This window comes from Roseburia sp. OF03-24 (assembly GCF_003463035.1).
GTDB lineage: Bacteria > Bacillota > Clostridia > Lachnospirales > Lachnospiraceae > Roseburia > Roseburia rectibacter.
In genome coordinates this window covers 26,953-40,271 of record NZ_QSCK01000024.1, presented here as the reverse complement: position 1 = coordinate 40,271, position 13,319 = coordinate 26,953, and the positions used below count along the sequence as shown (strand labels likewise).

Annotated in this window: 13 protein-coding genes; all 13 read right to left on the bottom strand. The window is 40.9% G+C overall.

The window, feature by feature from the left end; translation table 11 throughout:
• Positions 1–10 precede the first annotated feature (10 nt).
• Positions 11–1,513: a flagellar hook-length control protein FliK gene (locus DXA60_RS12800; protein WP_117921778.1), complete on the bottom strand. Its 1,503-nt coding sequence runs from the start codon at positions 1,511–1,513 to the stop codon at positions 11–13.
• 47 nt (positions 1,514–1,560) lie between these two features.
• The gene (locus tag DXA60_RS12795) at positions 1,561–2,403 is read right to left on the bottom strand and encodes a MotE family protein (RefSeq protein WP_117921776.1); all 843 of its coding nucleotides are present in this window, start codon (positions 2,401–2,403) and stop codon (positions 1,561–1,563) included.
• Positions 2,404–2,429: 26 nt separating this feature from the next.
• Positions 2,430–2,882: a flagellar export protein FliJ gene (fliJ, locus tag DXA60_RS12790; protein ID WP_117921774.1), complete on the bottom strand. Its 453-nt coding sequence runs from the start codon at positions 2,880–2,882 to the stop codon at positions 2,430–2,432.
• Between the two features lie 14 nt (positions 2,883–2,896).
• Positions 2,897–4,204 (bottom strand): flagellar protein export ATPase FliI, encoded by a 1,308-nt coding sequence (fliI, locus tag DXA60_RS12785; protein WP_117921772.1) that lies wholly within the window; start codon positions 4,202–4,204, stop codon positions 2,897–2,899.
• 15 nt (positions 4,205–4,219) lie between these two features.
• Complete coding sequence (locus DXA60_RS12780) at positions 4,220–5,029, bottom strand: FliH/SctL family protein (protein WP_241070988.1); 810 nt, start codon at positions 5,027–5,029, stop codon at positions 4,220–4,222.
• Complete coding sequence (gene fliG, locus DXA60_RS12775) at positions 5,022–6,035, bottom strand: flagellar motor switch protein FliG (protein WP_117921770.1); 1,014 nt, start codon at positions 6,033–6,035, stop codon at positions 5,022–5,024. The genes DXA60_RS12780 and fliG overlap by 8 nt, the downstream gene beginning before the upstream one ends.
• A gap of 3 nt (positions 6,036–6,038) precedes the next feature.
• Positions 6,039–7,637 (bottom strand): flagellar basal-body MS-ring/collar protein FliF, encoded by a 1,599-nt coding sequence (gene fliF, locus DXA60_RS12770; RefSeq protein WP_243006879.1) that lies wholly within the window; start codon positions 7,635–7,637, stop codon positions 6,039–6,041.
• 18 nt (positions 7,638–7,655) lie between these two features.
• On the bottom strand, positions 7,656–7,967 hold the full coding sequence (fliE, locus tag DXA60_RS12765; RefSeq protein ID WP_117921765.1) for a flagellar hook-basal body complex protein FliE: 312 nt from the start codon (positions 7,965–7,967) through the stop codon (positions 7,656–7,658).
• An 18-nt stretch (positions 7,968–7,985) separates the two neighbouring features.
• Positions 7,986–8,426 carry a flagellar basal body rod protein FlgC gene (gene flgC, locus DXA60_RS12760; protein WP_006857500.1) on the bottom strand — a complete coding sequence of 147 codons (441 nt, stop codon included), beginning with the start codon at positions 8,424–8,426 and terminating at the stop codon, positions 7,986–7,988.
• Positions 8,427–8,458: 32 nt separating this feature from the next.
• A complete protein-coding gene (gene flgB / locus DXA60_RS12755; RefSeq protein WP_117921763.1) occupies positions 8,459–8,854 on the bottom strand; it encodes a flagellar basal body rod protein FlgB in 396 nt (131 codons plus the stop codon).
• A gap of 284 nt (positions 8,855–9,138) precedes the next feature.
• Positions 9,139–9,924, bottom strand: coding sequence for a GTP-sensing pleiotropic transcriptional regulator CodY (codY, locus tag DXA60_RS12750; RefSeq protein ID WP_117921761.1), 786 nt, complete (start codon positions 9,922–9,924; stop codon positions 9,139–9,141).
• 107 nt (positions 9,925–10,031) lie between these two features.
• Positions 10,032–12,119 (bottom strand): type I DNA topoisomerase, encoded by a 2,088-nt coding sequence (gene topA / locus DXA60_RS12745; protein WP_117921759.1) that lies wholly within the window; start codon positions 12,117–12,119, stop codon positions 10,032–10,034.
• Positions 12,120–12,232: 113 nt separating this feature from the next.
• Positions 12,233–13,318 (bottom strand): DNA-processing protein DprA, encoded by a 1,086-nt coding sequence (gene dprA / locus DXA60_RS12740; protein ID WP_117921757.1) that lies wholly within the window; start codon positions 13,316–13,318, stop codon positions 12,233–12,235.
• Position 13,319 lies beyond the last annotated feature (1 nt).

Sequence of the window (13,319 nt, the reverse complement as noted above, 5' to 3'; positions counted from 1 at the left end):
TTCTTTTGTTTTAAGCAGTATAATCTACGGAATTACCGTGATCTGCCATAATCTGCGCCACAAGGGCTTCTTCCTCACTCATGACTCCGGAGAGTTCATCTAACTCATCTAAGTTGATTCTTCTAGTCTTTGGCGAAGCTTTTTCCTGCTCCTCTGCCTGTCTCTCTTCCTGTTTTGCATTCTGCTCTAAGTTTTTTTCAAACTCATGGCTTCCAACCGTAACTTCTACGGCATCCACCTTCACACCTGCCTGGTTCATACTCTGTTTGAGTTCTGCCATCTGCGCTTCTAACGCTTCTTTTACCAGTTCGTTCTGTGTCATAATATGAGCAGATACGTTACCTTCTTTGGTTGTTACTTCGATATAAATCTTGCCAAGGTGTTCCGGGTTCAACTGCATCTCCATCGTCGTCTGTGCTTCACGGACAGTAACTTTTGTAAACTCTGTCACCTGCCGGATCAGATCTAACGTATCAAGCTGTCTTGAAAATTCCGGTACAGTCTCCGGTGTTTTTGCCGCTGCCGGATCAACAGTATGCTCCTGACTCACAAATGCTGTCTGATTTGACGTGTTCCCGGATTCATTTCTGTTTCCTGTCTGCCCGTCATCTGCCTTTGTATCTGTTTCTTCCTGCATCAGGCTGTTATCCTCTGACAATGTCGTTTTTTCCTGCATATCGTCTGTATTATCTGTTTCTTCTGCCACTTCTTTTTGCAGGAGAATATTGTCTTCCTGTTTTTGTATTTCCACTTCATCTGCATCTGATGCTGTCTGAACTGTGTTTTCTTCCTTCAAAACAGAATTCATCTGATCTGATGTATCGTTTGCTGCGGTTTTGTCTGCTTTAACATTTTCTGTTACCTGCATTTCCGGTAACTGTTCAATACCTGCCGATTCCGGAGTCGTTACAACCTGTGATGCTGCCGCAACCGTCTCAGTAAACATCTGTGATGTCATTCCAAGATCATCTAACAGATCCTGTGATAATCCACCGATTTCATTTACAATTTCCATAAACGAATCATTGCATAACAATTCGCCGATATTTTCAGATCCTGTAAGTTCAGCTGTAAGTTGTGTAAGCTGGTTCGGCTGTATAAGATCAGCCACAGTAAGTCCCAGCTTCTGCATTGCATCCGTGATCTCTTCATCTGTCACACCAAGTTTCTCTTTCAAAACCTGTCTAACATCCTCTTCAAATGCAGCCAGCTTTTCATCTGTATTCCCAGTCTGGATATCTGTTTTGTCTGACGGATTATTTTTTATACTGGCAGCATTATTCTGATAACGCTCATAGTTATCTGTGACACTGCTTTTCCCTGTCACAACAGACATGTTCTGTTTGCCGTTCTGTCCGCCATAACTGTATCCGTATCCAACCTGTGTTGTCATCTGGCTCATCACTTCTGCAAACTGGACTTTCAGATCTCCTTCTTTTGTACCTGTGAGTGTCTGGCTTCCCTGTCCAACAGACATGATACCGGTCACTTCTGAAACACTCGTGCTTCCCATTTTTCTTCCTCCTCTCTCTTTCGCTGCATGTACTGCCGCTTAATAATCTATTCTGAAGGCTTCATGATCTCTGTTACCTTTGCAGCGGTATCAGAACTCATTTTGCCAAGAATAGCAGCTCTTGAATCTGCATCCATTCCATTTAAAATCTGTGCAACCAGCTTCAGATTATCTGTCATGGTATCAAAAATTGCTGCCGCCTCTTTCGGCTTCATGGATGAATATGTCTTGATATAATCATCAAGCTGCTCATCCTCTGCCGTCTGTGCTACCACCTGCTTATACAATACTTCTGCATTAGCAGGATCGATACTTTCATAATATTTCTTATATTCCTCAACATCCGGGGCTACATCTGAAAAAACAACATCTTCATAAAAACTCTGCTTTTCTTTTTCAAATTCTGCCTCGTTTTCCTTATATTGCTGTAACTCTGCCGACTGTGCTTCCAGCTGGCTGATATAATCTGCATTTGCAGATGATGTATTCTGGGCATCTGCCAGTTCTTTTTCCAGCTCTTTGATGCGCTCCACTGCATCTGCCATAGTGTCATATGCATAGGCACTGTCCTCTGTTGAAACTTCTTCCACCGCATCATCCGGCAAAATCTTGTTCACATAAGGAACATCCTTTAAGATCGGTGCAAGCATGCCTGAGCCAAATCCACCAACATCCCATTTGATCAAAAGTGCTATAATCGCAAGCCATACAATTATGATCAGAAGTGAGACAAAGAATACAGCCACTTTGCTTCCGCCGCTTTCTTCCTCAAGCTCATCACTATCTTCTGCCCGCTGTGTTTTTTTTGCTTTTGCCTCTTCTTTTTTTCTTTGTTTTTCTTCTTTTTTTGCAGCTTTCTTATCTACAACTTCTTCTTTTTCTTCTGCCATGTTTTCCTCCTGTCCGCTCAAACTGCCTAACTGCGCTGTCCATTATCGTGATAGGTATAACTGACAAGTTCGTCTATTTCTTTAGACTCTTCATGTAAAAGTTCCTGTTTAAATTCCTCAAAAGCTTTTTCTTTTAGTTTTTCATGTGTTTTGCGTTCAACCATTGCTTCATTTAGCTGTTTTCTTGCCAATTCAACATTGCGTTCCGCAGCATGTACATTCATCATCTGGCTGCGCTGTTTGCTTTTCATAACATCAATAGCCTGCCTACATTCACGAATTTCCAAAACATTGAGGTTTCCACTTACTAATTCCCTTGCTTTTGATTCATACCCGGCTCTCCGGATCAGAATGTCCTGAAGTTTCTGCTGTTCTGTTGCCAGTTTTGCATTTGCCATACCATAGGCTGTCTTTGCCTGATTTTCCATTTTCTCTTTGATATCAAGAATGTTCTGCATTCTGTATCTGAACTTTGCCATGTCAAAAACCTTTCTTAGTTTTCAAACAGTTTTCTAAGAAGATCAATTTCCTCACTGAATTCAAATTTTTCATCGGTCTTCTGTATCAGAAATTCATTTACTGCCTGTATTTTCTGAATAGCATAATCTATTTCACGATTGGTTCCATTTTTATAGGCTCCAATATTGATCAGATCCTCTGCCTCATTATAAGTAGCCATAACATTTCTTAATTTTCCGGCAAGTTCTTTATGTTCACTTGTAGCAATTGAGCTCATAACACGGGAAATACTCTGTAAAACATCAATTGCAGGATAATGATTTTTATGTCCTAATTTTCTGGATAACATGATATGTCCATCCAGAATACTTCTCGCCGTATCTGTAATTGGTTCATTCATATCATCACCATCTACAAGTACGGTATAAAGTCCGGTAATAGATCCTTTGTCTGAGGTTCCCGCACGTTCTAGGAGTTTAGGCATTTCTGAATATACGCTCGGCGGATATCCTCTCGTTACCGGTGGTTCTCCGGATGCCAGTCCTATCTCTCTCTGCGCCATTGAAAATCGTGTCAGTGAATCCATCATCAATAGCACATCTTTTCCCTGATCTCTGAAATATTCAGCAATTGCCGTTGCTGTTTTTGCAGCTTTATTTCTGATCAGTGCAGGTTTGTCAGATGTTGCAACAATGACTACGGAACGCTTCATACCCTCTTCACCAAGATCACGTTCCACAAATTCCCTTACTTCCCTTCCACGCTCACCAATCAGCGCGATCACATTGATATCTGCTTTTGTATTTCTTGCAAACATTCCAAGCAAAGTACTTTTTCCAACACCAGATCCCGCAAAGATACCGATTCTCTGTCCTTTGCCGACTGTGATCAGACCATCGACTGCCTTAACGCCCAAAGGCAGAACCTCATCAATGATCTTTCTTGCCATCGGGTCCGGCGGCTGTGCCTCAACCGGGTAATCATATGGAACCAGCAACTCATCCACATCCGTTGGTCTCCCGATTCCATCTAAAGTGTGACCTAACAGTTCTTCTCCAACCTTTACAGTCAAAGGATGTCCTGTATTCTCTACGATACAGCCAACACCAATTCCTTCCACGCTTTCAAAAGGCATCAAAAGTAAATGTTTGTCACGGAAACCAACCACTTCAGCCATCGTCGAAAGATTTTGTTCCCGATCGATAATGATGCGGCACAGATCATTCAGTTTTGCATTTGGTCCTACAGATTCAATCGTAAGACCAACAATCTTTGTCACCTTGCCCAGACGGTTAAAATATGTCTTGTCAGCAAGCTGAAGATATTTATCAAATGTATACATTCTGCCGCCTCACTTTTAAGAACACAAGGATCTGATATCTTTCATCAGATTATCAAGCTGCACATCCAGACTGCAGTCAAAGATTCCCGAATCGGTTTCTATAACACATGCATTTTCATCCAGCGTATAATCAGGAACGATCTCCAATTCTATATCATGACCCACATAATCTAATATATTTTCTTTATGTTCCTCCAGAAATGAGACATTGTCGCCTGCCACTTTGATCCGGAAACGCTTTTCATCCTCTATATTGGCAATAGCATTATCGATCAGATGAAGCAGGATCTCCTTTTTGCCATCAAACTGGACATGAAAAACTTTATTAAACACATCCAATATTACATCCACCAGTTCTCTTTCCATATTTTTGTGTTTTTCCTGGTAGGAATTCTGCAATTGTGCCTTTTTCCGCTGCTGTTCCTGTTCTAATTGCTGTTTTTTCTGGTCATACTCCTGTTCTAATGTACTCTGTCCTTCCAGATATCCCTGTTTCTTTGCTTTCTCGCGTATCGTTTCTGCTTCTTGTCTTGCATCGTCAATCAGCACATCCGCCTGTGCCCTCGCCTGCGAAAGTATCTGTTCCGCTTTTTCATTTGCAGCAGACATATCCTGTTCCGGTTCTTCTACAGGGATCACATTATCTGTTTTTTCAGTAATGATTCCCTCTGCAAAACCATCCGGTCCTACCGGCCGTGCTTCTTTCGGCTGTGCCTCTTTTATGATGTTTTGTTTCAGAAATTCCTGCATATGATCATTTGAATTGATCACCCTCGCATTCTGACTCTCTGTATGTACGAACCATGGTTTGTAAAGATTAGACAACGATCTCGTCACCTCCGCCTCTGGAGATTACGATTTCTCCAGAATCCTCTAATTTACGAATAACACTGACAACTTTCTGCTGAGCCTCCTCAACATCCTTCATACGGACAGGACCCATAAACTCCATATCCTCTTTGATCATTGCTGCCAGACGTTTTGAAAGATTCTTAAAGATAACATTCTGTACTTCCTCATTTGCAGCCTTAAGTGCAACACCAAGATCTGCATTATCGACATCGCGGAGTACACGCTGGATTGCACGGTCATCAAGCAGCAAGATATCCTCGAATACAAACATCTTCTTGCGGATCTCGTCTGCCAGTTCCGGTTCTTCGATCTCTAAAGACTCCATGATATGTTTCTCTGTCGTACGGTCTACCGTATTTAAAATATTTACGATTGCATCCACACCACCAACAATCGTGTAGTCCTGATTGACAAGTGAAGAAAGTTTCTTTTCCAAAACACGCTCTACCTCTTTAATCACATCCGGTGATGTACGATCCATCATTGCAATACGTTTTGCAACATCCGCCTGTTTTTCCGGTGGAAGTGCCCCGATCACAAGTGCCGCCTGCGCGGATGTCAGATATGATAAGATCATGGCAATTGTCTGTGGATGTTCATCCTGGATAAAGTTCAGTAACTGGCTTGGATCTGTTTTCCGCACAAATTCAAACGGACGTACCTGCAATGATGCTGTAAGTTTCGTAATAACTTCCTGTGCCTTTTCCTCACCAAGAGCTTTGTCCAGCAGTTCTTTTGCATATCCAATACCGCCTTCAGCAATATACTGCTGTGCAAGGCAGATCTGATAAAATTCATTTAAGACATCTTCCTTAACCTGCGGTGAAACGCTTCTGGTATTTGCGATTTCAAGTGTCAGCTCTTCAATTTCATCTTCTTTTAAATGTTTAAAAATATCAGCAGACCGCTCCGGTCCTAAGGCAATCAAAAGAATCGCCGCCTTTTGTATTCCAGTATAATCCTGTGTATTTGTTGCCATACCTTATTCCCACTCCTCGTTCAACCAGTTGCGCAATAATGAAGCTGCCGCCTCTGGATTATCTTCCACAAATTTTTCGATCAGGATACGGGTCTCAGACTTCTCATTGTATCCAATATCCTGCATTTCTTCCTGGCTCTCTTTTGTTGATTCAAGCAGGCTCTCAACAGAAAGCTCCGGTTCGATCTCTGCGGTTTTCTCTTTTCTGGTGCTGCGGAATACCACATAACCAAGAAGAAGAAGGATCAGAACCACAAGCACAATCTGTAAATAATCGGAAGCACTTCTTCCACCGGAAGAATACTGGAAAACCGGTTCTTCCTGCGCAATGATCGTAATCTTATCAGTCGGGATTCCTGTTGCATTAGAGATCATTGTAATGTATTCCTGATCAACCGTGATCGGTGTCGGGTCACTGTTTGCTGCAACATACTCATCAAACGTCATATTTTCCAGTGCTCCGGATGCACGCAATGTATCTTCATCATAGATACGATATTTTGTTGCCACCAGAGAAACAGAAGAACTTGCATAATCAACAGTTCCTCCATTGGAAGATTTCTTTGTTACTTTCTCATTATTCTGATAATTGGTTGTTGTATCTGTAACTGTACTGTGTGTGTAATTATTATCTTCGATTACATAAGAAGTATCATCATTGGAATCTGTTCCAGGTGTTGCAGCCGCGCCACCTTCTGAATCTGATTCATACTCGCTCTTGCTGCCAACCATACCATTCGTCTGTCCGTCTGGTGCGTAATATTCATGGGTTGCCTCTTCCGATGTGTCAAAATCCATCACGAGTTCCGGTGCCACTTCCACATGATCAAACAGGGAAGATCCAACCATAACATCTTTTACTTTGCTTTTTACAAGATTTTCTGCCTTTGATTTTACTGAAAGCTGACTGTTTGCTGTTCCTATCGAAGTATCAGAAGAATCTCCCGAAAATAAAACATTGGAATTAGAATCTAAAATCTGAATATTATCTGTATTTTTATTACCAAGCTGTGTTGCTATGTATTTTGCAAGACCTGCGGCCTGATCTTCATCCATATCTCCACTTAAGGTAAGAATGACTGCGGCATATGAATCCTGATCTTTTGCAAGAATTGTTCCATCATCATTCGGAATATCGAGAGTAACAGAAGCGCTTTCAACATTTGACAGTGTCTCTAACTGTTCTGCGAAATATTTCTGCAGATAAACTTTATATTTTTTTGTTTTATCTGCCTCAGTTGAGCTGAATCCGCCCTCAAAAACATTATCGATTGAAGCTCCCTGACTCGGAATGTCATTCTTGCCGAGCAGGATAGACGCAGCTGCTTCATCCTTCGCATCTACATAAAAGATCAGACCATCCTGAGACATCTGATATGAAATGCTTTCACCATCCAGCAGATCTTTTACTGTACCAGCTTCCGCTGTTGTCTGACATTCATGCAGCGTAACCATATTGGGTTTGCTCACAACTGCTGCCAGTATTGCCAGTGCAACAAGGATTACTGCCACAATACTGATCAGTAATGCTTTCTGCTTTGTATTGAATTTTTTCCACCACTCTGTAATCTTATTTAATATATTCTGCACCTGTTCCGGCATGTTATCTGACTCCATTCATTAAATTTGCATATTCATGATCTCTTTATATGCATCCAACATTTTATCCCTTACTGCTGTTGTATACTGAAGTGCTGTAAGCGCTTTCTTTGCTGCAACCTGCATATCATGCGGATTGTCTGCCTTCCCAAGGGCAAATTCTATCTGAGCAGCCTCTGCATCATTCTGCAAATCACTTGTTTCTGTCAACACATTCATTGCAGAATCAAGTACTGACTGGAAACTGTCATCTGAAGTATTTACGAGTCTGTTCTGTTCTGCTACTTTTTCAATATAATCTGATGTAATCCCTGTCAACGAAGTAATGTCCATTTACCGTCATTCCTTTCCTTATTTGCTGATGTTGAGTGCAGCCTGTACCATACTTTTTGTTGCATCAAATGCTGTTGTATTCGCCTCATATGCTCTCGTTGCATCAATCAGGTTCGTCATTTCAGTTACTGTATTAACATTCGGATATGTAACATAACCGTTTTCATCTGCATCCGGATGAGATGGGTCATAAACCATGCGCATTTCTGTCTCATCATCTTCTTTTACAGATGTTACTTTTACACCATTTCCAACCGCTCTCGCTCTTGCCGTCTCATAATACTGTGAAAAAGGTGTTTCTGTCTTTTCCGCAAATGTAACAATCTTTCTCCGGTACGGTGTCCCATCTTCCGTTCTTGTTGTATTAATATTTGCAATATTCTGTGCAATCGTATCCATACGGAAGCGTTCTGCTGTCATACCACTTGCACTGATATCAAATGCCTGAAATAATCCCATATAATTTCCATCCTTTGTTTCTTTTTATTCTTTTATTTTAAGACTGTCTGCATTCTTGAAAAATTGTTTGTTATCGCTGTCGTCAATAGCTGATATCTCAATGATTCAGAAGCCAGCTCCGCATTTTCCGTGTTTTCATCCACATTATTACGGTCAAGACGGTATGAATAATTTGCCGCATCCGTATAAGATGTCGCTGTAAGTTTTCCAAGATTCTGGTTCAATTCTCTTACCTTCTTATCAAGGCTGCTGTATTTTGTCTTACCGAGTGCCTTTTGTAATACAGATTCAAAATCAACATCCTGTCTCTTGTATCCAGGTGTGTCGATATTTGCAATATTATTAGTGATAACATTCTCACGCATCCAGCTTGCATCAGCCGCTTTATCAAGTATATTTGTATAGTCAAATGCATTCGTTGTAAACATTCTGTTGCTCCTTTCATGCACTATTTTCTACATTATTCTATTTTATTATAAAATATCTCAGAAAAAACACAAGAGTTTTTTACTTTTTTTCGTTGTTTTTCCCCGTATCTTGTATTATTTTACGATTTCGTGTACAACAATTTGTTCTGATTCTTCATAATTCTCTTTTTTTCGACATTTTTTGCATTTTTTAGCGAACATGCTGCCAGAATGCTGTAAAAAGCACCCTCATAAAAAAAAGAATTTGTCACGTTTTTCAAATAGCGTAACAAATTCCTTTTCATTTAACTATTCTTATGATTCTCTTTCTTTATCTTGTCTAGTTCATCAAACACAACATCATTCAATACCTTGATGTATGTTCCTTTCATTCCGGATGATCTCGATTCGATCACACCTGCACTTTCAAACTTGCGAAGTGCGTTTACGATCACCGATCTTGTAATTCCAACACGGTCTGCTATCTTACTTGCAACAAGGATTCCTTCTTTGCCGTCCATCTCATCAAAAATATGTGTGATTGCTTCTAATTCTGAAAAAGATAATGTACTGATCGCAGATTTTACAATCTGTACCTTTCTTGTTTCTTCTGCATTTTCTTCATTTACAGAACGCATCATTTCAAGTCCGACCACAGTTGTTCCATATTCGCTCAATATAATATCATCTATATCATACTGACGGTTCTCACGGTATACAAACAATGTTCCAAGCCGTTCTCCGGCAATATCAATTGGTGTAATGATCGCTGTATATTTTTTTACATCATCCACAAATCCCAATGTTTCAAGATTAACATTCTCTTTTGTGGACAGGATTCCAAGCAAACGTTCATTTAAAAGCGGATCAATAAAACCTCCTACTTCATCCACGATCAATTCATTGATCTCTTCGACATCCTGTCTTACTCCGGTTCCAAGTACTTTTCCTTTTTTACTGATGACAAGGATATTTGATTCCAGTATTTCTTTTAATACGTCGCATATATCATTAAATACTACTTTGGATGAATTATTATTGTGAAGCAATTTATTGATTTTTCTTGTTTTATCCAACAACTGAACGCTCATAATGCGTGCCTCCTGACTACATATATGTCTTTCATGATGTACTATATTTTATCACGTCAATTCTGAAAATTCAATATTCTTAATATATTCTTCCTAAAATTATTTCATTATTCGGAATCTTTTTCAACATTTTTACGATCTGTCACATAACCGCACTGTTCATCTGCACACACAATCTTATTTCCTTTGACTACCATGTACCCGCCACATTTCGGACATTTTTCTGCAACAGGTCTTGACCAGCTCATAAAATCACATTCCGGATTATCCTCGCAGCCGAAATATTTTCTTCCTTTTTTCGTTTTGCGAAGTACAACTTCCTTACCGCACTTCGGACATGCAACTCCAATCTTTTCGAGATAAGGTTTTGTATTGCGGCATTCCGGGAATCCCGGACATGCAAGGAACTTGCCATGCGGACCATATTTTACTACCATATTTCTGCCGCAGACATCACAGATAACATCTGTCACTTCATCTTCTATCTTTACTTTTTCCAGATCCTTCTGCGCTGCCTTCACAGCTTCATCCAGATCCGGATAGAAATTACGTACCACTGTTTTCCAGTTTACATTGCCTTCTTCAACACCATCAAGCAGCGATTCCATGTTTGCGGTAAAATGTTCGTCTACAATGCTTGGAAATGATTCCTTCATAATCTGATTGACCACTTCTCCAAGTTCCGTCACATATAAATTTTTCGCTTCCTTAACAATATATCGTCTTCCTAGCAGTGTCGTGATTGTCGGTGAATAAGTACTCGGACGTCCTATTCCCAGCTCCTCTAATGTTTTTACCAGTGATGCCTCTGTATAGTGGGCCGGTGGCTGGGTAAAATGCTGTTTTTCATCAAACTCTTTTAATCCAAGCACTGTATTCTCATCAATAGAGCCTACCAGGACATTATTCTCTGCCTTTTCATCATCATCGCTTGTATACACTGACATAAATCCGTCAAATGCAATTTTAGAAGCAGATACTGTAAACTGGTATTTTCCTGCTCCAATTTTTACATTTGTTGTCTCATAAACCGCCTGTGACATTCTGCTTGCCACAAAACGTTTCCAGATCAACTGGTACAGGCGGAACTGATCTCTCGATAACGACTCTTTCACCATGACAGGTGTACGATTGATATCAGACGGACGGATCGCCTCATGCGCATCCTGAATTTTGGCTCCATTCTTCTTTGCTGTTTTTTCACTGGCAATATAGTTCTCACCATAATTTCCAGCAATATATTCCCGCGCCTGTGCATCTGCCTCTTCTGAAATTCGTACAGAGTCTGTTCTTAAGTAAGTGATAAGTCCAACCGTTCCCTGACCTTTGACATCCACACCTTCATACAACTGCTGTGCAATACGCATTGTTTTTGAAATCGGAAAATTAAGTGCCTTAGATGCTTCCTGTTGTAACGTACTGGTTGTAAACGGTAATGGAGCTTTTTTCACACGTTCTCCTTTTTTTACCTCTAAAATGTGAAACTCTTCTTTCTGCATCTCTGCCATGATGCGGTCTGCCTGCTCTTTACTGGAAATTGTAACTTTTCCATTCTCATCTCCATAAAATTTGGCGAGCAATGCCTTTTTTTCACCTTTTACAGACAGTTCTGCATCCAGTGTCCAGTATTCTTCCGGAATGAATGCATTAATCTCATCCTCCCGGTCACAGATAATGCGAAGCGCAACCGACTGGACACGTCCGGCACTAAGTCCTCTTTTTACTTTTGCCCATAGCAGTGGACTGATCTCATATCCCACCAGACGATCCAGAATTCGTCTGGTCTGCTGTGCATCTACAAGATTCATGTCAATCTGGCGCGGTTCTTTTAACGAAGCCTTCACTGCATTCTGCGTAATCTCATTAAAAGTAATTCTCTGTGCATTTTTATCATCCAGCTTCAGTGCCTGGCTCAAATGCCATGAAATCGCCTCTCCCTCACGATCGGGGTCAGTTGCAAGATAAACTTTATCTGCTTTTTTTGCTTCCTTTCGCAGTTTTGCCAGGATATCTCCCTTTCCGCGGATCGTAATATATTTGGGTTCAAAATCATTCTCTGTATCAATTCCCATCTGGCTTTTTGGCAGATCTCTCACATGTCCGTTCGATGCCACTACCTCATAATTTTTTCCCAGAAATTTTTTAATTGTCTTTACCTTTGCGGGCGACTCCACAATAACAAGATACTTTGCCATGCATCCATCTCCTTTTATTCATGACAATAGAGCAGTGTACAAAACGTGCCATCTATTGTTTCTGACAGCAGCTCTGTTCCATTTGTGCAGATTGCTGTGTCTAAGAATTTCTTTCATATTTTTCTGATATAGTAATTTTTAACTGTCTCGGTAATAAAACCTTTTTGCAGAAGTCTTGCAAGTACGTCCATTATGTCCGGTACTAATATACCAGTCTTCTCCAAGAGTTCCCCGACGTTTTTCGGTCGTAAACTTAGACAACTATACACCAGTCGCTCATCTTTTTCAAGTAATAAATTTTTTAAATTATCTTCTCCGGTATTTATCTCCCCCTGTAATTCAATTTCTTTTAAGAATTCATCTACATCAGAAATAATACCTGCCCCCTGCCGTATCAGATTATTGCATCCCCCGCTAAGCGCATCATATATACGTCCCGGCACCGCATATATGTCTCTCCCCTGTTCTAACGCATAATCCGCCGTAATAAGCGAACCACTCTTTATTTTTGCCTCAACAACAACCACCACATCCGCAAGTCCTGCAATGATCCGGTTTCTTGCAGGAAAAAGCGGCGCAGACGGATTTGTCCCCGGCGGATATTCTGAGATGACCGCACCATTTTTTTCAAGTATCTCCTGGTATATTCTAATATTTGATCTTGGATAACAGATATCTACCCCACACCCTAATACTGCACATGTATATCCATTTTTCTCAAGTGCACCCGCATGTCCGCCACCATCAACCCCGGATGCCATGCCGCTTACAACCCATGCACCTGATTCTGCTATTTTTCCTGCTATTTTTTCTGCCACTGATCTGCCGTAAGCAGAACAGCGGCGTGCACCAACGATCGCCACTGTCTTTTTATTCCACTCTGCCGGCATATTCCCTTTCACATAAATGCTATATGGTGCATCCGGGATTGTGGCAAGACGTTCTGGGAACAGCTGTTCTTCTCTGGATAAAAACCAGATTCCTTGTTCTATCATCCCCTCAAACATTGCATCATAATCTTTTTTTCTGCTCTCTAAGATCCTCGCAGCATGTTTTTCCGTCACGCCAGGGATCAGAAGAAGCTGTTTTTCTGTCAGTCCATAAATCTCCCTCGCACTTCCTGCTGCGGCAATCAGCCTGTTTCTGGTGCGTATTCCGACTTCCGGAATATTTGAGAGCCAGTACGCATAATTTATCACC